The sequence below is a fragment of the Enterococcus sp. DIV0574 genome, assembly GCF_051711125.1.
Lineage (GTDB): Bacteria > Bacillota > Bacilli > Lactobacillales > Enterococcaceae > Enterococcus_D > Enterococcus_D gallinarum.
Genome location: NZ_JBIOMA010000001.1, coordinates 2,497,568 through 2,521,926 on the forward strand (window position 1 = coordinate 2,497,568; position 24,359 = coordinate 2,521,926).

At 41.2% G+C, this 24,359-nt stretch carries 25 protein-coding genes; 8 read left to right on the forward strand and 17 right to left on the reverse strand.

All coding sequences use genetic code 11. The features are described 5' to 3' along the window. Positions 1-166: 166 nt before the first annotated feature. Positions 167-1,648 (reverse strand): helix-turn-helix domain-containing protein, encoded by a 1,482-nt coding sequence (locus IGJ45_RS12085; RefSeq protein WP_138371108.1) that lies wholly within the window; start codon positions 1,646-1,648, stop codon positions 167-169. A 271-nt stretch (positions 1,649-1,919) separates the two neighbouring features. On the opposite strand from IGJ45_RS12085, the gene IGJ45_RS12090 reads away from it, so the two are divergent. After that, on the forward strand, positions 1,920-2,066 hold the full coding sequence (locus IGJ45_RS12090) for a hypothetical protein (protein WP_086269049.1): 147 nt from the start codon (positions 1,920-1,922) through the stop codon (positions 2,064-2,066). Between the two features lie 258 nt (positions 2,067-2,324). On the opposite strand, the gene IGJ45_RS12095 is transcribed toward IGJ45_RS12090, so the two are convergent. The 10 genes from IGJ45_RS12095 to IGJ45_RS12140 are packed head-to-tail and all read right to left on the reverse strand — an operon-like array spanning position 2,325 to position 10,033. Then, a complete protein-coding gene (locus tag IGJ45_RS12095) occupies positions 2,325-3,719 on the reverse strand; it encodes an oxaloacetate decarboxylase subunit alpha (protein ID WP_081131554.1) in 1,395 nt (464 codons plus the stop codon). Then, positions 3,712-4,263 carry a citrate lyase holo-[acyl-carrier protein] synthase gene (gene citX / locus IGJ45_RS12100; protein WP_003125765.1) on the reverse strand — a complete coding sequence of 184 codons (552 nt, stop codon included), beginning with the start codon at positions 4,261-4,263 and terminating at the stop codon, positions 3,712-3,714. Before citX ends, IGJ45_RS12095 begins: the two co-directional genes overlap by 8 nt. Then, positions 4,256-5,788, reverse strand: a complete 1,533-nt coding sequence (gene citF / locus IGJ45_RS12105; RefSeq protein ID WP_081131555.1) for a citrate lyase subunit alpha — start codon at positions 5,786-5,788, stop codon at positions 4,256-4,258. Before citF ends, citX begins: the two co-directional genes overlap by 8 nt. A gap of 2 nt (positions 5,789-5,790) precedes the next feature. Further along, entirely contained in the window at positions 5,791-6,678 is an 888-nt protein-coding gene (citE, locus tag IGJ45_RS12110) for a citrate (pro-3S)-lyase subunit beta (RefSeq protein WP_081131556.1), read from the reverse strand. Next, positions 6,666-6,974, reverse strand: a complete 309-nt coding sequence (gene citD / locus IGJ45_RS12115) for a citrate lyase acyl carrier protein (protein WP_081131557.1) — start codon at positions 6,972-6,974, stop codon at positions 6,666-6,668. Before citD ends, citE begins: the two co-directional genes overlap by 13 nt. A gap of 6 nt (positions 6,975-6,980) precedes the next feature. Continuing rightward, positions 6,981-7,967: a [citrate (pro-3S)-lyase] ligase gene (gene citC / locus IGJ45_RS12120; protein ID WP_081131558.1), complete on the reverse strand. Its 987-nt coding sequence runs from the start codon at positions 7,965-7,967 to the stop codon at positions 6,981-6,983. Between the two features lie 21 nt (positions 7,968-7,988). Next, positions 7,989-8,114, reverse strand: a complete 126-nt coding sequence (locus IGJ45_RS12125; protein ID WP_005470670.1) for an OadG-related small transporter subunit — start codon at positions 8,112-8,114, stop codon at positions 7,989-7,991. Positions 8,115-8,129: 15 nt separating this feature from the next. Further along, on the reverse strand, positions 8,130-9,245 hold the full coding sequence (locus IGJ45_RS12130) for a sodium ion-translocating decarboxylase subunit beta (RefSeq protein WP_081131559.1): 1,116 nt from the start codon (positions 9,243-9,245) through the stop codon (positions 8,130-8,132). 47 nt (positions 9,246-9,292) lie between these two features. Then, the gene (locus IGJ45_RS12135) at positions 9,293-9,688 is read right to left on the reverse strand and encodes an acetyl-CoA carboxylase biotin carboxyl carrier protein subunit (protein ID WP_176332978.1); all 396 of its coding nucleotides are present in this window, start codon (positions 9,686-9,688) and stop codon (positions 9,293-9,295) included. 18 nt (positions 9,689-9,706) lie between these two features. Beyond that, positions 9,707-10,033 (reverse strand): hypothetical protein, encoded by a 327-nt coding sequence (locus tag IGJ45_RS12140; RefSeq protein ID WP_005470668.1) that lies wholly within the window; start codon positions 10,031-10,033, stop codon positions 9,707-9,709. A 420-nt stretch (positions 10,034-10,453) separates the two neighbouring features. Between IGJ45_RS12140 and IGJ45_RS12145 the strand changes: the two genes are divergently transcribed. The 3 genes from IGJ45_RS12145 (at position 10,454) to citG (ending at position 13,493) form a co-directional block, all read left to right on the forward strand. Continuing rightward, entirely contained in the window at positions 10,454-11,800 is a 1,347-nt protein-coding gene (locus IGJ45_RS12145; protein WP_349703624.1) for a CitMHS family transporter, read from the forward strand. A 144-nt stretch (positions 11,801-11,944) separates the two neighbouring features. Beyond that, positions 11,945-12,640 (forward strand): GntR family transcriptional regulator, encoded by a 696-nt coding sequence (locus tag IGJ45_RS12150; protein WP_003125752.1) that lies wholly within the window; start codon positions 11,945-11,947, stop codon positions 12,638-12,640. Beyond that, positions 12,633-13,493 (forward strand): triphosphoribosyl-dephospho-CoA synthase CitG, encoded by an 861-nt coding sequence (gene citG / locus IGJ45_RS12155; RefSeq protein WP_138371112.1) that lies wholly within the window; start codon positions 12,633-12,635, stop codon positions 13,491-13,493. The genes IGJ45_RS12150 and citG overlap by 8 nt, the downstream gene beginning before the upstream one ends. Here the strand turns inward: citG and IGJ45_RS12160 are convergent. Beyond that, entirely contained in the window at positions 13,490-14,200 is a 711-nt protein-coding gene (locus tag IGJ45_RS12160) for a response regulator transcription factor (protein WP_003125750.1), read from the reverse strand. The two genes, citG and IGJ45_RS12160, sit on opposite strands and share 4 nt — an antisense overlap. 50 nt (positions 14,201-14,250) lie before the next feature. On the opposite strand from IGJ45_RS12160, the gene IGJ45_RS12165 reads away from it, so the two are divergent. The 3 genes from IGJ45_RS12165 to IGJ45_RS12175 all read left to right on the forward strand — a co-directional run bounded on the left by IGJ45_RS12165 (position 14,251) and on the right by IGJ45_RS12175 (position 18,485). Continuing rightward, positions 14,251-16,062, forward strand: a complete 1,812-nt coding sequence (locus IGJ45_RS12165) for a sensor histidine kinase (protein ID WP_438768685.1) — start codon at positions 14,251-14,253, stop codon at positions 16,060-16,062. 380 nt (positions 16,063-16,442) lie between these two features. Then, positions 16,443-17,801 carry a Y-family DNA polymerase gene (locus IGJ45_RS12170; RefSeq protein WP_156247997.1) on the forward strand — a complete coding sequence of 453 codons (1,359 nt, stop codon included), beginning with the start codon at positions 16,443-16,445 and terminating at the stop codon, positions 17,799-17,801. 102 nt (positions 17,802-17,903) lie between these two features. Further along, positions 17,904-18,485, forward strand: coding sequence for an SOS response-associated peptidase (locus tag IGJ45_RS12175; protein WP_103301012.1), 582 nt, complete (start codon positions 17,904-17,906; stop codon positions 18,483-18,485). A 60-nt stretch (positions 18,486-18,545) separates the two neighbouring features. Here the strand turns inward: IGJ45_RS12175 and IGJ45_RS12180 are convergent, their stop codons facing one another. After that, positions 18,546-19,148, reverse strand: a complete 603-nt coding sequence (locus tag IGJ45_RS12180) for a short chain dehydrogenase (protein WP_060814500.1) — start codon at positions 19,146-19,148, stop codon at positions 18,546-18,548. 232 nt (positions 19,149-19,380) lie between these two features. Here IGJ45_RS12180 and IGJ45_RS12185 point away from each other — a divergent pair, with 232 nt between their 5' ends. Then, complete coding sequence (locus IGJ45_RS12185) at positions 19,381-19,557, forward strand: hypothetical protein (RefSeq protein WP_167757172.1); 177 nt, start codon at positions 19,381-19,383, stop codon at positions 19,555-19,557. Positions 19,558-19,661: 104 nt separating this feature from the next. Here IGJ45_RS12185 and IGJ45_RS12190 read toward each other — a convergent pair whose 3' ends face one another. The 4 genes from IGJ45_RS12190 to IGJ45_RS12205 all read right to left on the reverse strand — a co-directional run bounded on the left by IGJ45_RS12190 (position 19,662) and on the right by IGJ45_RS12205 (position 24,248). Next, positions 19,662-21,410 (reverse strand): ABC transporter ATP-binding protein, encoded by a 1,749-nt coding sequence (locus tag IGJ45_RS12190; RefSeq protein WP_347083150.1) that lies wholly within the window; start codon positions 21,408-21,410, stop codon positions 19,662-19,664. Continuing rightward, complete coding sequence (locus IGJ45_RS12195; RefSeq protein WP_081131566.1) at positions 21,394-23,148, reverse strand: ABC transporter ATP-binding protein; 1,755 nt, start codon at positions 23,146-23,148, stop codon at positions 21,394-21,396. Before IGJ45_RS12195 ends, IGJ45_RS12190 begins: the two co-directional genes overlap by 17 nt. 213 nt (positions 23,149-23,361) lie before the next feature. Further along, a complete protein-coding gene (locus IGJ45_RS12200; protein WP_311810638.1) occupies positions 23,362-23,595 on the reverse strand; it encodes a hypothetical protein in 234 nt (77 codons plus the stop codon). A 191-nt stretch (positions 23,596-23,786) separates the two neighbouring features. Then, entirely contained in the window at positions 23,787-24,248 is a 462-nt protein-coding gene (locus IGJ45_RS12205) for a single-stranded DNA-binding protein (RefSeq protein WP_003125737.1), read from the reverse strand. Between the last annotated feature and the right edge of the window lie 111 nt (positions 24,249-24,359).

Sequence of the window (24,359 nt, forward strand, 5' to 3'; positions counted from 1 at the left end):
TTTAAACACGAAGTTTTTTTATTCTTCAGCGACGTACTGCTGACAGCGGATACCTAGCAGTACGTGATCGTCTGATTTATGTCATCAAATTGATTGGATGTGACTCTAGCCTCTTGCTCCTATTTGCTACTGCTGACACCTCCTTTGTTGCGAGACAAACTGAGTGTTACTGACCATTTCTTAAAGAAAATTCATTGATGATTCGAGGATTGATTTCCCACAATAGTCGATTCCAATCCTCTGCGTCTGGAATTGACTTAAAAAGCAAATGCCAGTTTCCAATCAATTGATCACTGACATATTCACTATAATTTGTCACTACTAGATCAATATGATTCTGCTCTAAATAATCTAAGTTCATCTCTAATGCATTCGGGAAAAACAGGTGCTGGAATCGGCCAAGATATTTGATAGCCATTGCTTGGATATTCTGACAAACAAGGTAGTTTCCTTCTAATAAAAAAGCAATATTTTTAGGTGCTCCCCAATGGATTTCCTTTAGTGAGTCCATGAATAGGACGGCCATCACGGTGATTTCTGTTACTGCTGTCTTTCCCCCTGAGATTGTCTGATGGTGTTCGGTAAAGAATGCTAATAACTCAAGATATAAATCTGGGTATTTCTCTTGGACAACTTCATGAATATCAAGAATATTTTGATTTGTCACTGGTGATAGCTGTTCTTTTAAATACAGCATAGTAAAAAAAGACCGCACAAGGATCATGTCTCTCTGAAGGTCATTGCTCTGCTGGCCAAAAGCGGATAAAAATAGTTGGGCACAGTCTGTAATCCCAACATTCGGCTGGAGTTCCTGAATAAACTGCTGTTCTCCAGCCAGATCCGTCAATGAACGCCGGCACAAAATCATCACATACAAATACAATAGTTCCTCCACTGGCAAACGTTTGCCGATTGACGCATCAATCACATCATTGATAGCTGAAAAACGCTGGAATGCCTCTCGTTCTTTCAGCGCTTGAATCATTTCTGACTCGATAAGCAAGTCTCCCTCACGTTCTAAAGTAATCATTAGAGTATAACTAAAATCTCCCAAAGAAACATTGGGATAGCTACTGAAGAAGTGCTTTTTTTGTAAGGCAAAGGCAATCGACTGGATGGCAATTGATGGCAAGACCGTGTGTGGAGTTATTTCTGATTCATAATAAAAATCATGAAAGAAACTGCGAATATCGATTTCTTTTCCAATGAAATCCACTTTCTTCAGGGACAGTGTCAGTCGATAGCGCGCTAATTCATTTTCTACCATTTTGAAATAGCGCAGCAAACTACTTTCTGAGAAGTGGAGTTGATCGGCCCATTCTCCGATCTCTTTGATCTGCCTTTGAAAAATCCCTTCAATAATGTGAAAGAGTGGTTCATTTTCAAGCAATGACCGCTTTTTAGTTTGGTACGCTTCTCGATTGGTTTCTTTGAACAAATAGCCTGAACTCGTGTTTTCAATCAGAATCGACTGCTGAAAATATTGCCGAATTCCGGTAATATCGGCAATGATCGTTCGTGAAGTGCTTTTTGTGAATTGGGCTAGTTCTTTGACTGATCGCGTTGGTATTCGCTCGAAGGTATGCAAGATTTTCAGCCATCTTACAGTTTCCTTATTGGTAATAAAATTAAGTTGAAAATTTTTCATCTCTTTTCTCCTTACTGGTTTTCATTGCCGTTATTGACTGAATCGTTTTCCTTATTATACGCCCTGCGGAGGAATTATACTCAGTTGCAAGCTTCTGGCAGCACCAGTTATCGTGATTTATACGAGAAAAAGGGACCCAGTTATGAAAAAAACGGTCATCTTGACAAAAACAGGCATCGAATTGTATAAAATTGTTATTTTTTGTTAAAGCCCTCTTGATTGTAAGCGGTATTTTTGTTATTCTTTAAAGGTAGAGGAGGTGGATAGTGCAGTGTATGCTATCAAGATATTTCATGGTTATCTGACAGCACAAGGAAAAAGAACTCGAGATAAATCAATTGCTTTGACTTATACATGCAAAGAAGATGCCGAACGCTTCGCAAATAAAATTGGCGGGAGAGTTAAAAAAATTGGATAACCTAAACTATTGAAAAAGAGTCGTCGACCATTGATTGTTGACCACTCTTTTTGTTTTGTTAAAAAATATTCTCTAACAAATCCTTTTTTCTATTTGTTTTTATTTCTCGCTTGTCAAAAATAAAAATACACTGCTGCGATCAATTGTTGAATGGCCATTTCTTCCCCTTTTCACTTCTATTAGCCAAAAAAAATGACTGAAACGTCTGAGTTGAAACAAAGTGTTTTCTCGCTCAGAAACATTTCAGTCATCTTCTTTTTATGGAATCGCGATAGTCACATCGACTGTCTGGATCGCTACGTCATAAAACGGATCTTCTCGTCTTCCCAAGAAATCTTTTGCTTGAGCTGGGAAAAGTGCATACATCAGTACATCTTCTTCCGTTTTGGCATATTCTTTGATTTCTTGCTCGAATTCTGGGAGCTGTGGTGGAATCAAATCTGCTGGTCGTTCTGTGATCACTGCTTCCGTCCCAATGATTTTTTCTTGGATCTCCGTTTTGATTGGTGCCGGAGGACGACCGTAAAGACCACGAACGTAATCTTTGATCTCAGTTGGGACTAGTTTGTAGCGTTCCCCAGAAATCACATTCATCAAAGCCTGTGTGCCAACCATTTGAGACAAAGGGGTAACTAAAGGAGGAAATCCAAGGTCGGCACGCACTTTCGGCACTTCTGCCAATACTTCTTCGTACTTGTCCTGCAGACCTTGTTCTGTCAACTGACTCAATAAGTTGGATAACATCCCACCAGGCACTTGATAGATCAGTGTTTTTGGTTCTGTATCTTTGACTTTAGGATTCAAGATCCCTTCCTCTCGGAACCGATCGCGGATTGGATTGAAATAATCAGCAACTTCAGCCAATTTCTTTTTGTCCAGGTTTATATCAAATCCCAGTTCTTCTAATGCGATCGCCACAGATTCTGTCGCTGGCTGACTCGTTCCCCCTGCAAATGAAGAAATTGCTGTATCGATAATATCTGCCCCAGCTTCTGCAACTTTCAAATAAGTCATTTCTGAAATACCACTAGTAGCGTGGGTGTGGACCTCTAATGGCAGATCCACAGCATCTTTGATTCGGCTGACCAATTCAAATCCGATTTGAGGTGTCAGCACACCAGCCATATCTTTGATACAAATCGAATCTGCTCCAATATGGGCCATTTCTTTTGCTAATTGCACAAAGTATTCAACGGTATGAACTTCGCTTGTTGTATAAGAGATCGCTGTTTGGCAATGACCACCAGCTTCTTTTGCTGTTGTGATAGAAGTCGCCAAATTTCTGGTATCGTTCAATGCATCAAATACGCGAATAATATCGATTCCGTTCTTGATCGATGTCTCTACAAATTTTCGCACCACATCATCCGCATAATTTTTGTATCCTAGTAGATTCTGTCCGCGAAGAAGCATCTGTAATTTCGTGTTCTTCACTTCACGGCGAATCTGTCGAAGACGTTCCCAAGGATCTTCATTTAAGAAGCGGATACAAGAATCAAAGGTTGCTCCACCCCACATTTCTAATGAATGGTAGCCTACTTCATCCAATGTTTTGATGATGGGCAACATATCTGACGTCGGCATTCTGGTAGCGATCAAGCTTTGTTGGCCATCACGTAAGACTGTTTCCATGAATTGAATTTTCTTAGTCATCTGCTTGCATCCTTCCTTTTGAAACTAATTCATTTATTTTTTGCTGTATTGCTTCGACTGAATGCGTTCTCGATCGTCCGCATAGTTTTGCTTCCTTGTCACAAAGAAAGCAGCGCCGTCTTGGATAGCCTAACGCTTCGCGACTGATGGACTGCACTTCACCCGCTTCTAGCCAAAGCACGTCAAGATCTGCTAATCGCCCATAAGGATGTCTTTCTTCAAGTGCCACCATCCTTTTCTTTAGTTCTTCTTTTTTTAAAGGAAGTAAAAGAAAATATTCATAGCCAGTTTTTTCATTTCGATAAAGATGAAGGAATGAAAAGGCATCCGCCACTGCTCGCTCGACTTCATCCGTCAAGCTTTTAAACACAGCTTCTAACTCATCTGATGTTTTGACAGGTCCGGGAATATTCATGGTGGCAGATAGCAGTGTGTATTGGGGCGCCGACTCCAGTAACTCCTTTTGCCGTTTTGCACGCTGTTCTCTAGCCGCCAATACTTCTGCTAATGAAACTTCCGGTCCCTCAAATAACAAGCTACACATTTCTCACAACATCTATGAGCGTGCCGTCTCGATATTCAATCAATGCCACTACTTTATCGCCATAATGAATGGCTTCAGGCGTTCCAACAATCTGGTAAGCTTTCTCTTTTAACTCTTCGATCGTATACTGAGGCACATCTAGTGTTTTAAAATGTTCAATCAAATCTTGACGATCTGGATTGATGGCAATCCCAACTTCTGTCACGATCACATCGATACTTGTTCCTGGAGTGACCACCGTATTTACTTTGTCAACGATCGTTGGAATTCTGCCTCGCACTAAGGGTGAAATAACGAGACTCATTTTGCATGCCATACTCGTATCAGAGTGCCCGCCTGACGCTCCCCGAATCACACCATCGGATCCTGTCATCACGTTCACATTGTAGTCTGTATCGATTTCCAATGCGGACAAAATAGCGGTATCTAATTGGTTGATCACTGATCCTTTACTTAACGGCGAAGCATACATCTCAGCATCGATTTCATAGTGTCCTGCATTGCTTCCTAATGAAACGGCTGAAGAATGATCGAAATCTTGTACATCAATGATTTTTTCAACCAATCCTTCCTCCAATAGTTCCACCATTGCATTGGTAATACCGCCTAATGCAAAGCTCGCTTTTATTCCATCTTTAAGCATCGCTTCGCGCAAAAAGCGGGAAACAGCTAATGCAGCACCACCGGTACCTGTTTGAAAGGAGAATCCCTCTTTATAGTAAGGAGAATTTGTGATCACTTTTGCTGCGTATTCTGCGATCAATAGTTCTTTCGGATTTTTGGTAAAGCGGGTGGCTCCTTTGGCAATCCCTTGTGGGTCACCGATTGCTTCCACTTCAACCACATAATCCACGTCGGTTTGCGGAATACTGATTGGTGTATTCGGAAATGGCACGAGCGTATCTGTGATGATCACGACTTTGTCTGCATATTTTGCATCGATCATTGCGTAACCTAATGAACCACAGGTTGCTTTTCCCACCGTACCATTGGCATTGCCATAGGCATCTGCACTTGGTGCGCCTAAAAAAGCCACATCGATATGCACATCTCCAGCTGCAATGGCCCGAGCCCGACCGCCATGTGAACGGATCACAACAGGATTTTCCATGATTCCTGCTGAAATAGCAGCACCCACATTGTCTCTCAATCCGCTGGAAGTAATATTGGTTACAACGCCATTTTTGATATGGTCAATCAACGGTGCATGGACATTTGCGATGGAGCTAGGGGCAATAGAAATATTTTTGATCCCCAGACTAGCAATTTCTTCCAAGACCATATTCATGACATAATCGCCTTCACGAAAATGATGGTGGAAGGAAATCGTCATGCCATCTTTCAGCCCTGTCTTTTCGATCGCCTCGCGAATACTGCTAAGAAGTTTGGTATCTCTTGGACGAACGGGGGTAACGGTACGACTTGCTTCTTGATACGTATCGATATGCGCCAATTCCCCTTCAAAAACACCGTATTGGTCAGCATATACTTGTGGAATATCTTTTCCTACTTTATTCATGACCATGCCTAAATATCCTCCTCCGTAATCAACTTCGCTGCCTTAGCCAATGCAATCACTCGCTGTGCACGTTCAACGATTGGCTTGTCCACCATTTTCCCATTGACTGAAATAACTCCAGAGCCTTTCGCTTCGGCCTCGCGAATTCCCCAGATGACTTCTTTGGCATTCTGGATTTCTTTGTCTGTCGGTGTATAAATAGCATTTACCAACGGAATTTGTCGTGGATTGATCACTGACTTTCCATCAAATCCTAGCTGCTTGATTTGTTGCACTTCATTTTGGAATCCTTCTACATTGTCCACATTGGAATAGACAGTATCGATAGCCGCAATTCCTGCAGCTCTGGCTGCATGCAAAATCATGTTGCGGGCAAAGGATAATTCCTGTCCATCCGGATAGCGCTTGGTTTTCATATTTGTGACGTAATCTTCTGCTCCTAAAGCAATTCCGATCAGTCGCTCTGACGCTTTGGCAATCTCCCGTGCGTTCAATACCCCTTCTGCAGATTCGATGGCTGCCATCATTTTCGTTGTGCCCACTGGAATCTGATTGTCTTTTTCAACAGATGTAATGACCGCATCCACATCTAAAATATCTTGTGCCGTCTCTGTTTTTGGTAAGCGAATAACCTCAACGCCAGCCAAAACCATTGCTTCGATATCTTGGGCGCCACCTGCTTCCAAACTATTTATCCGTACGACTGTTTCTACATTGCTGTAATCAAATGTTTTCAATGCAAAGTGAACCAATGTACGCGCGGAGTCTTTTTCTTTAAGAGAAACTGCATCTTCTAAATCAAACATAATTGAGTCTGCACCATATAAGGGTGCGTCCCTTAGCATTGCTGCATTTGCACCTGGAACAAACATCATGGTTCTTCTTAAGCGTTCCATGAATCAATCTCCTTCCAATCATATGCGTCTTTTTTTGCTGCCCGATGAATCGCGGTAATGGTTCGAGCTTGAATCGTACAATCCAAAGCGCCTTTATCAACGGCAGCTACTCGAACAGACTTGATCCCTAAATTTTTGATGGTCTCTTCGATCACCTTTTTGATTTGTTGACCAAATTGTTTCTCTACACTGCTTTCCAAAGAAATTTGGATTTGGTCTGCTTCAGTCGGCTCGACAGTAATCAAAATGTCGCTCGACTCTACTGTACCGGCTACTGCGATTTGTGTAATTTCCATATGGTTTCACCTCTCGTTTTTTAAATAATGATATGTCGTTGATGGCAAAAATTGTCTCAAACGGCGGTCATCCTGATTTTTCAAGGCTTCTCTAACTTTGGTAGCACTGATGATCTCACCATCAATACTCAATCTAGGTAAAATAACCAATTCTAATGAGTCGCCAAACATTTCCTGCATCGCATGATTATACGTATCGGTCACCTTTGAATAGGGTTCTTCTCCGACAAACCGTGTCCGAATGTCTAATACAGGTGCTATCTTCTCTTTAAACAGTTGCGCATCAACCTTTGCCTGGATCTTCGCTACTGTTTCTATGGCACTGTCTTTCAGAAAGTAGGAAGGAAACGTTGCGGAAGATACAAGGTAATCATTGGTGGGAAAAACTGTTACATTGGACAAGTGTGCGACTCCACGTTTTACCATTTCCATCCGATCTGCAGTCGAAAACTCTGAACGATCTTCGGATAACACAAAGACATAAACTTGCTGACTCTGCTGCGCAGCTGTCTCGACAAGATACTGATGTCCTTTGGTAAAGGGATTGGCATTCATCACTATCCCGCTTCCGGTCCCCATTTTTTTCCCTTTAGCCAGCGTAGAAAGATAGCTCGCAAAATTTGGCAGTCCTCGTTCCATAAAAAGAATTTCTGAGGTTGCGATGATTTTCTGAAACCCTAGTGAGCGAAAGATCAATTCATTGCTGGGTTTTGAATACAAGAAATAATGTTGTTCTCCTTCTTCTGCCAAGCGATCAACCAGATGCTGAATGATTTCCGTCAGTAGATTTTCTGATTGAAAGGCTTTGCAAACAACCAAGCATTTCAATATGTTGTGATAATAGGATCCAGTAGCAACCAGTAAATCGTTATCGTAGATTCCCACTGTGTAATCAAGTTCTTCCTCTTTATTCAGACCGGCTCGATCCATCAAGGAAGCCCACTGTTTATAGACTCCTTGATCTCTTAGCCATAGCCGTTTTAATGAATACATAAACGTCTCTTCTTTATCTTTTTATTTTTTGATTGGAAAAAGTTTGCTAAGCAGCATCGAAGCAAGATAGATAATCAAGATAACCACGAAGACGCCGCCCCATCCCAGCACTAATAATTCCAGTGATTTCATTAAATCTGCTGACATCGAATCTCTCCTTTCTTAGGTTAGTAAGGCAAGCAATAAACCACCTGCAATAACTGAAGCAATCTGACCAGAAACATTGGCACCGGCTGCATGCATCAAAATAAAGTTTTGTGGGTCTTCATCCGTTGCCATTTTTTGGATCACTCGACTTGACATAGGAAATGCAGAAATCCCCGCGGCTCCAATCATTGGATTGATTTTTTCTTTTCTGAACAGGTTCAGCACTTTTGCAAACAAGACACCACCTACAGAGTCCATGATGAAGGCAACCAGGCCTAAAGCGATCACCATCAATGTATCGACTTGCAAAAATTCTTCATACTGCATTTTTACTGAGATAGAGAGCCCCAACAAAATACTAATGATGTTTACCAGCTCATTTTGAGCCGTGATAGAAAGTCGGTCTAATACGCCGCATTCTCTCAAGAGATTTCCGAACATCAAGAAACCAACTAATGGCAGAGATACAGGGGCAATGAGCCCGGCAACGACAGAGATAACAATCGGAAAAAGAATTTTTGCTGTTTGTGAGACTTCGCCAGCGCGATAATTCATACGAATCGAACGCTCTTTTTTCGTTGTGACCGCCTTGATCGCAACCGGCTGAATGATCGGCACCAAAGCCATATAAGAATAAGCTGCAACCATGATTGCTCCCATATATTTGGAATTCAAAGTGTTGGCTACAAAGATGGATGTTGGACCATCGGCGGCTCCAATGATTCCAATGGAAGCTGCATCATTTAAATCAAATCCAAATAAGACAGCGACGATAATCGTAAAGAAAATACCAAATTGGGCTGCAGCCCCAAATAAAAGCAGAAAAGGATTTTGGAGCAGCGGACCGAAGTCGATCATGGCACCAATTCCGATAAACAAAAGCAATGGAAATAACTCGGTTGAGATCCCCATATCAAACAATACTTGAAAAGGACCAGGTTCCCCGCCAGCACTCAAAACACCAGAGTTCGGGAAATTTACTAAAATCGTTCCTAGTCCCATCGGAACTAGTAGTGTTGGTTCATATTCTTTTTTGATTCCTAAATACATCAGGATGCCACCGACTACCATCATGACAATCCGTCCGGGTTCTTGTCCCATCCCTAAAAAGCCTTCAATCAGAGTTTCCACTAACGTCACTTCCTCTATTCATTAAATTTTTTATTGATTCATCCCTATTAATGAATCGTGATCAATGGGTCACCAGGATTGACCATCTCTCCTTGATTGACATGAATACCAGCTACTGTTCCCGCTTTTCCGGCAACAATCTCATTTTCCATTTTCATGGCTTCTAATATCATCAATGGTTGATTTTCCGCCACAGTATCTCCAACATTCACCAAGATTCTCAAAATCGTTCCTGGCATTGGAGAAGGCATGGCATCTGCACCTGCGGCAATGGGTGCCTTAGAAACAGATGGTGCCTCGGATGCGGCTGGTGTTGCGGTTTGCGGAGCTGGTGTTTCAACTACAGGTTGAACGGGTAGCACAGGTTGTGGTGTACCACCGATTTCTTCCATCTCTACTAGATATTCTTTGCCATCAATCGAAATTTTAAATTTACGTAACATTGTTTTTCCTCCAAAATGCTAATTTTTATTGATTCTTCGAATAACAAACTGACTCTTTTCATTTAATCCAGCAGCTAGACTTGACGCGATGATGGAAACAAGTTTCGCCTCCGGATTGCGCTGCATTACTTTCTTGACCACAAATTGGCTCTTAGGTTGATCACCTGCCGCAATGGCTGTCGCGATCAAACTAACAAGTTGATATTCTTCTTCACTAGCTTCGATATATGCAGGAACCGCTTTCCATTTCATTTCAGATTCATTATCATCGAGCGTTTCAGAAGATGTTTTTGTTATTTCTTGATGTGGTTCACTTTTTTTGAACAGTCGGGCGAATAATCCCATGAAGTTACTCCTTTCATTTTTTTCGTTCTCAACCACATTATATTGATAATGGACCAATCCGGTAGTTCTAAATCAAAGATTATTGTTTTTTTTCTGTTCCTATTTCTTCACCTTACAACGAAAAGGCTGATAAACATTGTTAAATCAACGTTTATCAGCCGTTAAGATTTTATTAATATCTTGTTAAGCCTCTTTTAAGAACACCTATACCAAATTGTTTTTTTCCTGTTCTTTTTCAGATTTCAATCTATCTTATCAAATGAATATTGCTTATTCTATAGTCGTCAAACGGAAAAGCTAATTGTTTCCAATACGTGTCTTTCTCCCCCAAAGGCATGAAGCTTTGTTTTTTATTGGAATGAATTGGCACCGTTTACAAAAACAGAAATTATTAAATCAGTTGTAGAAAGGAAGAAAAATATGTTATTGACGGTTTTATCTTATGCCATGATTATTGTCTTTATGTTTGTAATCATGAAAAAGAAAATGTCTCCATTCACTTCTTTGGTGGTCATTCCTTTGATTTTCACCTTAGTTGCAATGGTGTCAGGAGTATCCAAAGAAGGAAACATCGGGGATTTTGTTCTAGAAGGAATCAAAACAACTTCTAATACGGGGATTATGTTGCTGTTTGCGATACTATACTTCTCGATCATGCTGGACGCTGGATTATTTGATCCGATTACCAAAAAAATGATCTATTTCGCAAAAGGCGATCCGATGAAAGTTTTGATGGCAACTGCTGTTGTTGCGGCCACCGTTTCTTTAAATGGGGATGGAACGACCACTACCCTGATCTGCTGTTCAGCCTTTATTCCGATTTTTAAAAAATTAAACATGAAAATGATGAACCTTGGGGTACTGGTGATCTTGCAAAATACCATCATGAACTTGCTCCCTTGGGGAGGACCTACTGCTCGAGCTATGGCCGTTTTAGAAGTTGATGCCGATATCCTTACTTATCTGGCACCAGGAATGATCATCTCAGTTCTTTATGTCATCTTCTTTGTTGCTCGCAGAATGGGGAAACAGGAACGGGCACGCTTAGGAATCACTGAATTGACTGCAGATGAAATCGAAGAAATGACAACGGTAACAGACCCTGAAACACTACAGATTCGCCGGCCAAAAAACTTTCTTTTCAATGGTATCTTGACGATTGGATTGATTGCCTGGCTCGTAGCTAGCTCATTCATTGATTCGATTGCACTGCCACCACTTTTGTTGTTCTTAGTTGGAACGTGTATTGCTTTAATGGTCAACTACCCTGTTTTAAAAGACCAATCTTCACGAATTGGAGCCAATGGCGGAGATGCTGTTCAAGTCGTTATCTTAGTCTTTGCAGCGGGCGTATTTATGGGATTGTTCCAAGGTTCAGGTATGGCAGAAGCATTGGCTAACAGCTTTACTCACATTATTCCGAAAGAATTAGCCGGCTTCTGGGGGCTAGTTATCGCCCTTATTTCTGCGCCAGGTACCTTCTTCATCTCAAATGATGGTTTCTATTTTGGTGTGCTACCTGTATTAGCAGAAGCAGGGCGTGCTTATGGCTTTACCAATATGCAGATGGCTCTTGCTTCATTGATGGGACAGGCGTTCCACTTATTAAGCCCATTGGTTGCCTTTATCTACTTGCTGTTACGTTTGACTGGATTGGATATGGGTCAATGGCAAAAAGAATCAGCAAAATATGCATTGGGAATCTTTGTCATCTTTATCGTTACCATTGTGTTATTAGGTCATATGCCGCTTTACATTCCACAATAATATTCAGGATTGATTGGGACGGGTCGTCATTGCGGTCTCGTCCCTATTTTTATTAGTAATACATGAGGAAATCAAAGAAAATCTTGAAAAAAATTTACTAGCATGTTTTATTTTCAGAGGTATCATGAGAAATGAGGAAAATAAATGAGTAATATAGTTGAAGCCGTTAAAAAAAATCTTGATTTAACACAAAACAAAACATTAAACGTTCTGATTTATGAAGCGTTTCGAAAAACCATCATCCTTGGTGATATTCCAGCAGGTACTCGAATCAACGAGAAAGTCTTTGCTGAAGAATTGAACATTAGTCGAACTCCTATTCGCCTGGCTATGAAGCAATTAGTGAATGAAAAACTTGTCGAACATATTCCTAAAGCGGGAATCGTCGTCAAAGGTATTCGTATCAAAGATGCCTACGAAATTTATGATATCCGTAAATCATTAGATACCCTAGCAACGATCAAAGCCATGAATCAAATGACTGAAGCAGATTTCCAAGAACTGCAAACATTATTAGAACAAGGGGAACAATATAATGAGGCCGATGAAATAGAGCTGGTTTTAAAAAATTTCTCTGATTTCAACGCATTTATCTATGAAAAAAGTCAAATGCCTCGCTTAAAATCAATTGTCCTAGAACTACAAGCCTATCTCGTTTATTTTCGCGACATCGCTATCCGTTCGACGAAACGAAGAGATAAAGCATTGGAAGAACACTGGCTGATTTTTCGCGGGATGAAAACAAAAAATGTCGAACAAATCACGCTGATCACGCATGAACACCTTGATCGATCCTTGCAGTTTATTTTGGCGGAAATGGAGCGTAGACAAATTGACTGAGTCCCTTTCGAACCAGATTACCGACTATGCCATCAAAGCATTGTTCTATGAAGTCAGTCTCAGTCCTAAACCTGGACTTGTGGATCCCTTGACAACCGGTGCGCACCAAGACATGAACTTATTCACATTTATCGATAGCACGATCAGCTTACGTCCGTATTTTCAACAGTACCTACATGCAGGGCTGACACACAAAGGAACCCCTAGGGAGTTGTTTGATAAGCTTAGAAAAATCGGAGTAGCTGCAGAAAAAGCCATGCTGCGTGCAACACATGCCATCAATACGCATAAAGGAGCCAATTTTTCTTTTGCAGTCATTTTAGGGGCGACTGGCTGGTACTTGCAAGAAAAGGCATTGCCTTTAATAAAAGAAGATAGTGAGAGGATTTTGACTTACACGCAGCAAATGACAAACCACCTACTCGCAGAAGATTTCAAAGACTTAGAGATAAAGACCCAGCTCACTTATGGCGAAAAGCTTTATCTGGAATACGGAATAACCGGGATTCGAGGAGAAGCCGCAGCAGGCTACCCTAGTTTGTCGCACAAACTACTCCCGTTTCTACGGACAACTGTTGATTTCCCAATGGAGGAGCGTTTATTGCGGGGACTGATTTTCTTGATGAGTGAGATCGAAGATGGGAATTTATTGCATCGCGGTGGTTTATCCGCTTGGCAAACAGTGAAAGAAGAAAGCAAAAAAATTCACCAAGCCCCCTTCTCAAAAGAAGAATTGCTTGATGAATTACAAAGCTATGATAGGATTTTGACTCAACGCCACTTAAGTCCTGGAGGTTCTGCAGATCTATTGGCATTAGGTATTTATTTTGCTCAACTAGAAGAGATCCTTTAAACACCATCGGGCAAAAAGGTATAGCCTAATCCCCATACTGTCTTGATATAGCGAGCTTGCTTTGGATCATCTTCAATCTTATTTCTTAAATGATTGATAAAAACCATGACCGTATTTGCGTCTAGCTCACTGCCGTTCCATACGCTTTGATAGATTTGTTCTTTCGAAAAAACTTGATCCGGGTTTTCTATAAAAAATTGCATCAATTTTGTTTCCTTGGATGAGAGCTTGATTGGCTCTTCCTTTTTGTAGAGTTGGTAGCGGGACTTGTCAAAGCAGAAATCCCCAATCATGATTTTGCTCTCTTTTGAAAGGGCACGATGCTCTTTGATAACTTGCCCTCTATCAAGGGTCACTGTTACTTGTGCTCTTAATAAGTTAGGCAAAAATGGCTTGGTAATATAATAATCTCCACCCATTTCCAATCCAGTAATGATGTCTTCTTCATTTTTCTTGCCACTGAGAAAAATGATCGGGACAAGTGGATCTTCTTCACGTATAATCTGAGCAAGATAGTACCCATCGTTTTCATGTTCTAAACTAATGTCCAATAAAAATAAATCAAATTTTACCCGTGTCATGATATCGACTGTCTTTTCAACCGAATCACTTTGATAAATCAAGATTCCGGTCGATTGGAGTGATTTCCATATCAATCGTCGTATTGCTGGATCATCATCAACGACAAGAATTTTTTCGTTTCTCACTTTTTTTCCTCCTAGTTCTTTGGATCAAATTATTAAAGGGAGCGTTTTTTATGAAAAAGCCTTCAAGCAGATTGCTTGTTCTAGGAATGATGACCGTCCTCTTTTTGACTGTATTAGGAATGGTCATCACAGCAAACAGCTATCAGCAGACACAAAAACATGCGTTAAAAATGGGGGAGAATCAACTAGCCAAAATCAATGACTCTGTAATCAAAATATTGCGATTGGAAATCAAATCTTACACTTTAGCACTGGAAGATTATGCTTCGAATATTTTTAATGAAAAAAATTACCATGAACTGATCGAAGACACTCAGTTGGACAACAGTCTCCTATTCAAGACCTCGGCTGCCGCCGGATTATATCTTGTTTCACCAACGGGCACTCTCCTTTCTGGCAAAGACATCCATGCTGACCAATTTGTTAAAGAACCTGTCAAAGTCACGGCTTTTGATCAAGATCCCCTTTATCTCAAAGCTTTAAAGGGGTCGGTTCTTCAAAACGGCGAAGCTTACTTTGCTGATGATACGTCTTATGTCAATTTATATCGACCGGTCTATGACAAGCATCATGTGCTTCAATCTATCTTGGTTCTGCCAATCAATCTTGAAGAGCTATATCAGCAAGAGATTGACACAACAGAAAACCAAAATGGCTATACGATGGTCAAAAATGAAGAAATGAAAGTGCTCATGCACCCTTCCACCGAACAAATCGGATTAGACATCATCAATGGGCGAAAGCTGAAATATCCTGACCTCGACTACAGCGATTTGGCTCATTTAGAAGATGTCCAAAAGACCAATGAAAAAGGAACATTAAGCTACAATTCTTACTGGTGGACAGAAGAAGACCCCAAAAAAGTTTTAAAAATCTCAGCCTATGAATGGATTACGGTTGGGGATGCACGCTGGATCGTTGCCAGTTCATCGGACTTTTATGAACGAAATGGACTCGCACTGCAAAAAAATCTGATCATACTTGGCTTACTGACCATTCTCTTAGCAATCATCATTCTTTTAGCAGTCAGTTTTAGTCATTACAATCGCCAAAACCGGACCTATATCGAAAATCTGCGTTTAGTTGAACGGCAAAATTTTTTGAAGGAAAAGCATGCCCTTGAAAAATCAATGATGCAAAAATCGCAATTGGAAACAGTAGGTCTGCTAACCACTACCATTGTTCATGACATGAATAATTTTCTTACTCCGATGATCGGAAATCTGCAACTGTTGATTGAAGAATACCAGTCAAACGAAGCGCTCGTTGCTGATCTAAATGAAGTCTACCAAGCAGCGCAAAAAGGCCAAAACCTATCTACGAATGTATTGCGCTTTACTAAGACTGGAATCAAAACGAAAGAATCCCTCTCGATCGAAGAAGTGGTATCAGAAGCCATTGACACCATGCGCGTACTCGTACCAAAGAAAGTCACATTGACCTATCAAGCTTCTTTTGTGGGCGCTGCACTCATTGAAGCCAGTGACTTACAAGTTATTTTATACAATTTGATCACCAATGCTTATCAGGCTCAGCCAGAAAACCCGCACATCCAAGTCAGACTTAGTGCAGCAGCAGATAAGCAGTTGACAGCATTCCAAAACCATTCACTTGCTTATTGCGACAAACATTTTGCGCAACTTACCGTGACAGATAATGGTCCAGGGATCCCGAAAGAAATAGAAAGTAAAATGTTCACGCCTTTTTTCACAACGAAGACAGAGTCCAATGGAACTGGTCTCGGCTTATTCATCGTCTCATCGATTGCTAAGAAAAACGATTGGATCTTACAAGTAAAAAGCACCGTCTATGGAACGACCTTTACACTAGGGATTCCAGTAGATAGCGGCAACGTTCAGTAATCGCTTGCATTACTTATCTAAGCCTTTTGTTCGTTCATTCACTATACCTTTATTATAACGAAAAAGAATGAAGGTTTGACGAAAAGTACAATAAAAAACCAGCTATTGTTTGTCGTCATCAGCCGAAACTCATTTTAGTTTGTCACGGAAATTCCCTCTTGTTTTTCTGCAATGAAAAAATTACAGGATAGCTCATCGCGTGATTATTAGCGCCAGCTTCTGTTCTGCTTTTATGTCATTAAAGCCCTTCTCAAGGGCTTTTTTTGTTGCAGCTGTTTTTAATTGCCGCGATGATTTTACAAAAATCAAAAGTTTTAAGGTGTGTTCGCTTTACAAAAGAGAACGTATGTTTGTATTATACAACTAGGGAGGCGTTTTTGATGGGGAGATTTAATTATGAAGAAGAACCGTTACGGGATATTTTGTTCATTGATGTAAAATCTTTCTATGCATCTGTCGAATGTGTCCAGAGAGGGCTAGATCCTTTGACCGCCTTGCTAGTAGTCATGTCTCATTCAGATAACACAGGAAACGGATTAGTCTTGGCAGCTTCGCCAATGGCGAAAACTGTTCTGGGGATTACCAATGTCACTCGTGCTGACAACTTGCCCAACCACCCGGATCTATATAAAGTTTCACCTCGCATGAATCTATATATCAAAGAAAATTTGACAGTCAACAACGTTTATCGGAACTATGTGGCGGATGAAGATCTCTTACTCTATTCAATTGATGAGTCGCTGATGGATGTGACGCAAACGTTGCATTTATTTTTTCCTGATCCTTCTCTTTCTAGAAGCGAGAAGCGGCACAAAATGGCAGAAAAAATCAAAGCCCATGTCTTCAAAGCGACTGGACTGCGGGTAACTGTCGGGATCGGTGATAATCCTCTTCTTGCAAAATTGGCCCTCGATACCGAAGCAAAGAAAAATCCCACCTTCATTGCCGAATGGACATATCAAGATGTGGAAAGCAAAGTATGGGGAATTTCGCAGATGACTGATTTTTGGGGGATTGGTTCTCGAACCCAAAAACGATTGACTCAGTTGGGGATCGAATCGATCAAAGCATTGGCTCATGCTGATCCAGATTTTTTGCGCAGCCGTATGGGCATCATTGGGGAACAATTATACCACCATGCCAACGGGATCGATCGAACGATTTTAGCAGAACCAGCCCCAAAGACAATGGAAAAAAGTTATGGCAATAATCAAGTCTTAAATCGAAATTATTACTTGCAGAGCGAGATCGAATTAGTTATCAAAGAAATGGCAGAACAAGTCGCCGCCCGAATCCGCCGTGAAGGCTGCCAAACACAATGTATCCATCTCTATATTGGAACAGCTTTTGGAGAGACACAGAAGGGCTTTGCCCACCAAATGAAAATCCCTGCGACAGATAACACCAAACTATTGATTGCTCACGCACTGTTCTTATTTCGCAAATACTACACAGGACAAGTGGTTCGTCATGTGGGGATCACTTATTCGAGACTGGTTTTTACCCAAAGCGTTCAGCTCGATTTGTTCCAAGATCCGGAAGAACAACTAAAACAGCGAAAGCTTGATTTACTGATCGATAAAATTCGCGCCAAATATGGATTTACTTCAATCGTTCATGCTGCCAGTAAATTAGAAGGCGGACGAGCGATTGCACGGGCGAATCTCGTTGGTGGTCATGCCGGTGGAATGGATGGTATCTCAAACGAACCTCAAGGCAAAGCAGTTCGTCCAAAATAGGATGGCTGCTAAGCATTTTGCTATACGCCTATCTCTTTTGCTGATAAATTGAATCTGTAGACCAGCCGGAATTCACAGCATTGCTAAAAAGGAGGAAACACCATGTGTGGGAGATATTTATTTGATCCAAGGACAGGTGAGCTGTCTGATTATTATCAAGAACTAGTCACGATAGCCAAAGAACAAAACAAAAAAATCGCTGTTGATGAAGTTTTCCCTTCCAACCAGGTCGTCACGCTGATTGCCGATGACTCGCAGCAAATCGTACCGATCCTAACCCATTGGGGCTTTACTGGTTTCAAAAAAGGCCAACTTTTAATCAATGCCCGAGCAGAAACCGTAGAAGAAAAACGTACTTTCAAGAAGCCATTTCTGGAAAAACGCTGTGCCTTTCCAATGTCTGGCTTTTATGAGTGGGATAGCGATAAGCACAAGTTTCTCTTTGACTCCTCGGAGCCCCTCTACCTTGCTGGTTTCTATCGGAACCATTCTACTGCCAGCGGTTCGGAAGATGAATCCATTATTTTGACGACCAAGCCCAATGCAACGATTGCACCAATCCATGATCGGATGCCTGTTTTGTTGTCGAAGGCAGATGTTTTGCCTTGGATCACGGATGTGACTTTCGCAAGAAACTATCTACTCCAAACGATGCCTGATATTCACCCACAACCTGTTTCGTAAACCAAAACGCCGCCAGAAGAATTTGCTTCTTCTGACGGCTTTTTTTAGCGAGTGACGGCTTTAATAAACAGTAAAAGTCCGTCCTGTCATGATACCAAAAACTGATTTTTCATAGGCAGCAAAAACTTTTTCATCCGCGACAGGCAGAAAGCCTTGGAATGAGGGAGCATAGGTCTCCCAAGAGCCTGCCAGCGCATTCGGACTGACCGCATTGATACGAATGCCACGACCAATTTCTAACGCCGCTGAAGCAACAAAAGCACCGATTGCGCCATTCACCAATGCCGAAGAAGTACCCATCGGAATAAACTCGTCTTGAATGATGCCTGAGGTCAACGTGATACTGCCGCCCTCCGTTAAATAATGCTGTCCGATCAACACTAGATTGACTTGGCCTTGCAGCTTGCTGTCAATGGAGCGCTGATTTTCTTCCGGTGTCAACTCCGCAAAAGGTTTGAAGACGGTACTACCCGCTGCGGAAATAATAGCATCTACAGTACCGATCTCTGCAAACAGCGTCCGAATACTTTCTGGATCAGCAATCTCCACCCGGTAGTCCCCTGCACTTCGACTCGCCGTGATAACCTCAACAGATTTGTCTTGTAAACCAGCCAGCAAAATTTTCCCTAACGTTCCGGTATGTCCCACTAAAAGAACTTTCATCCAATCATCTCATTTCGCTTATTTTTTCTCATTCTACGGCAGATTTTTTCTTTTTACAAACGTTAGCTGTCCTTTTCCTCTTTCCCTTCTTTCTGTGCAGGTAAGTCTTGATTTAAGAGGATAGGATAAAGACAGCTATTGTCAAATTACGAAAAAAGTTTGAATGTTTTGTGAAACGCCTTCCTTGTAAAAGGACTTCTATGGTATAACTCTAAAAAAGAAGGTGAAGCTTATGAAAAAAGAAGAACTTTGTACAAGTAAATTCTATTTAGCGAAAGTAATCGGACAACCTACCTTACAAAAGATCAAGATCATTCGCTTACTGAGCAATACAGCGACTGTCGAACTTTTAGAAGGGGGCAACTACGGCGTAGCCAAACTCAGTGACATCCAGCCATTGACCGATTAGCGGTTAGTAAAGACTGCTCTAAAAAAGCGTCAAGCAAACAAGGAAATTCCTAGGCTTGACGCTTCTTCTATCTTATTAAAAAAGTGAGTCTTATCCTTGATGAATCAAAGTTGCTCTGACTGCATTTGGTACATTTGCTGATAGATTCCCCCAGCTTGTACCAGACTGGCATGATTGCCCCGTTCAACGATTCTACCTTGATCTAAGACTAGGATTTGCTCAGCTTGCTTAATCGTTGATAAGCGGTGAGCGATCATAAAAGTGGTCCGTCCTTTTTGCAAGACTGTCATTGCTTTTTGAATGATTGACTCCGTTTCGGTATCAACGTGACTCGTTGCTTCATCTAGAATCAAGATTTTTGGATCAAATACCAAAGCACGGGCAAAGCTGATCAATTGACGTTCGCCACTGGAAAACTCATTGCCCTTTTCTACGACGGGATGATGGATACCTTTCGGGTAACGCGTCAGCAGGTAACCGGCACCAACTTGTTCTAATGCGGATAGGATCATCTCTTCTGTGATTGACGGATCATTCATACCGATATTGCTGGCAATCGTTCCTGTAAACAGATAGGGATCTTGCATCACGATCGCCATCGAACGACGAACGCTGTGACGGTCGAATGCTTCGATCACTTGATCATCGATCGTGATAGTCCCTGCTTGAGGGTCATAAAAACGGAACAGTAAGTTCAAGATACTGGATTTCCCAGATCCTGTATGACCTACTAATGCGACTGTTTCACCTGCAGATACTTGAAAATCAATCTCATGTAAAACAGCTTGCTCTGGATCATATCCAAAGGTTACTTGATTGAAAGAAACATTTCCTTCTTTGATCGCAATAACTGCTTCTTGCTGTTTTTCAATTGGCTGATCAGCAAACTCGAAGACTCGTTTGCCAGCAGCTAGCGATTGCTGAACATTGGTGATCGTTTGGACCAGGCCTTCGATTGGGTCATAGAGTCGATTGATATAATCAATAAAGGCATAAAGCAAACCTGCGGAGATAGCGAGCTGGCCATCCAAGAAGAATGCCGATAATGTCGTGATCAGAATCAGGATCGTTGAATTCCGCAAAAGATTGCCCAATCCCCAGGCAATACTCGAATCCAATAACAGATACTTTCGACCTGTCTGAAACCATTTCTCGACGGTTTCATTGAATTCTTTCTGCAGTTGGCCTTCTCTCTGAAAGGCCTGAATAACTGCCATTCCTTGAACAAATTCATTTAACTGACCACTGATTTGAGAAATATATTCCCGCATGGCAATATTATAACGGGAAGCATACTTCGTATAGACATGTTGCCAAATACCCAGAATCGGAATCAGAATAAGCATAGCCAATCCTAGAGTATGATTCAGGAAAAAGAGTGCCAAGAAAGCCCCAATGATTTGAATGATATTGCTCATCAAATTACTGATGACGATCACATAGAAGTTGGAGCGCAAAACTTCCGTGTCATTCGTGATTCGCGCGACTACTTTCCCAGCAGGAATCTGATCAAAATAAGAAACGGGCAATTGATGCATATGGTCAAAAAGCTGGTCCCGCATTTTCTTCACAATGCGATTTGACATTTTACGCAGCTGCAGCAAGCTGATATAACGAAAGAGCGAGCCAATCAAATTGATCAGCAAGTAACCCGCTAATAATTGGATCAAGAAAAGGATATTCAATTTCCCTGTCTCAACCGATGGAGTCATGACGCCGTCAATCAATCGTTTGGCAATCAGCGGTGATGTCAATTCCAGTGCAGCACCTAGCAGTAGCAATACTGCACCGATCAAAAATTGCTTTTTGTAATAGCCTACATAAGACAGCAGGCGCTTAATCGTTGAGAACATCTTGATCGTCCTCCTTTAACTGTTGATGATAATATTGCTCTTGGTACCATCCAGGAACTGCGATCAGCTCCTGATGGGTCCCTCTTTGGATAACATGCCCATCTTCCAAAACAATCACTTGATCGGCGTCCGTGATGGCGGATAAGCGGTGGGTCACGATGATCGAAGTCGGTGCATCTGTCATTGCTTTAAGGTTTGCGATGATCGTTTGCTCTGTCTTTGCATCGACAGCTGACAAAGCATCATCCAGCAACAGTACATCACTCCTTCGCAGAAAGGCCCGTGCTAGCGACAAACGTTGCTTTTGACCCCCTGATAAAGAAACTCCCTTTTCACCGACTAATGTTTCAAGGCCTTCTGGCATCCGTTTGATGTCTTCAGCGAAACATGCGAGTGATAACGCTTGCCATAAGCGTTCTTCGGATGCGTCTGGATCCCCGAACAATAGGTTTTCGCGAATCGTTCGTGAAAACAACGTATGTTCTTGCGGAACTTCCGCAAAGTGACGACGAATCTCTTCTGTCTGAAAAGCAGTCAAAGGCTGCCCATTGATCATTGGCATTTGATTTGAATACGGGTACCGATGTCCGAACTGACGTAGCAAGGAAGTCTTACCACTACCTGTTTTGCCGACGATCCCCAACACTTCTCCTTTGGTAATAGTCAGATCAACGTCTTGTAAGACAAATCGTTCCGTATTCGGATATTTGAAACTGTACTCAGAGAATTCAATTGTTTGGATCATCGGTACAAGTTGTTGTCCTGTAGATTCTAGCTGATCGCCAGTCTGCAATACTTCATTGATCCGACGCCAAGAAGCAGCCCCTTGCTGCATCACATTTACCAGATCTCCTGCTGAAATCATCGGCCAAACCACCATCGTTAGATAGACTTGGAAAGATACCATCGCACCAATAGTGATTTGTTGATTGGCTACTAGGAAAGCCCCGATCCCGAAACTCATCACAAAACTAATCGCCAAAATGATTGTAATCAGCGGCCCAAAACGGGAATCAATCTCGGAAACGATGTCGTTTTTTTCACGAGTTTCTGTTGTTTTTTGCTGAAATTGCTGCGTCGTTGCTGCTTCTAAGCCGAATGCCCGTACCACTCGGATACCATCGATGATCTCCAACACTTCACTATTCATCTCTGAAACAGAGTTTTGTGCTTCTGTAAAAGCTTTATCTACTTGCGAACCCCATTTGAAAATGTAGTACGCCAAGAGGGGCATAGGAATCAGTGCAATGATTGTCAATACCCAAGAGACTGTAATCGCCATCATGGCAACGATGAAACTCAAATAGAGACTCGTATTCAAGAAAACCATCAACCCATAGCCTACGGTCATTCCCATGACTTGAACATCGTCACTAGAACGAGTCATTAAGTCTCCCGTTCGAAACCGATGATAAAAGGGAGCCCCCATGTTTAAGAAATGCTTCATCAATTGCTGACGCAATTGCTTTTGCAAATCGTATGATCCGATAAATAAATTAAATGTCCAAATAAATTCTGCAATATAGCCTAAAAGTATCGCACCGGCAAACAAGCTGACATAGCGAATCAAAATTGCCATCGTAAAGTCATCTTGAATCAGTGCATCAATGAATAAGCGCAAAATATAGATCGGTGCTACATACATCGCACTGGCAATAACCATAAAAATAAATACGATTGCATAACGCAATTTATGCGCTTTAAAATACGTCGTTAATTGTTGTAAAATATATTTCATTTTCTTCCCTCTCAATCTAAAAAAGTACACAAAAAAGCTCTGCCCTTTCGGAAAAAGGACAGAGCATAACGTCAAAAAATATCGACACTATCTGTGTACTAACGGATTACCGAATAAGGGATTAACTACTATTTTGTTGTTTGCGAATTTTGCTGTAACGTTTTGCATCGTAATCCCTCCTTCTTTTTTTATTTGCTGACTACAAGTAACACTTTACAGATAACTATGAGAATTTGCAAGAATTTTTATTAATTTTTTTTTAAAATGATTGACTTTCTTATAGTCCTTTTCATCATTTAATGATAAAAAAAGACCCTTTATTCTTTTCCCATTCTGAAAGAATTCTTCTTGTTCTTTTTTCTCTTTTGTCTTGATAATCCTTAGTCTGTCAAGACAAAGGAGGCCATTATTTGGCACAAAAAAAAGTTTTTCATAATCCGCCCACAAAGAAATCTGCTCCCAAAAAAGTTTCGTTTTTCAACACTTTGTTCTTTACTATTTTAATAATCGACAAACTATTACTCGTTTGAGCAGGCTTATGAAGGTCATTTTCGTCTCTTTTTTGCCGCACTTTTTTTGAAATAGGATGTCCGATACCAGTTCAGAAGATGAAGAAATGGGGAACATCCTTTTAGGTCTTAAATAAAATGTTCATCCTTCAAAAATTCTAATACTTGATTTTTCAATGTATCCGTATCAGAAGCTTCCTGACGACGATTAGGTGAGACCGCAGGCTGAGCGATCGATTCGACGGTTTCTTGTAGAGATTCTGGCGGCAATTCCAGCAATTGGAAACTATCTACTACAACTTCGGCACCATAGACAGATTGTCCTTCCTTGGTTTCAAAAGGACACATATGCAAATGTCCATTGATTTTAACACTTGCACCTTTCTGGGTATACCGCAAAAAAGTTTCTGCTTGCTTGCCGTTGATAACACAAGCAAACCATTCTGTTTGCAACTGTTCGCTTGTTTGCCATTGTGCAGCGACTGCTAAATTAAACCGTACACACGTATTATTTGCTGCTGCAGAAGCCAGTTGTTCTCGACTGGGCATCTCATTAATTTTCCCAGTAAGGATCACCTTGTTCGTTGCCACGTTACTCCCTCACTCTACATTTTATTTAGACTCGCACTAATGCAAGATTAGCCATAGTCTATCACAAAAAAAATTTCTTGCAATTCTTTTGAGAACATCTATAGTGATCTT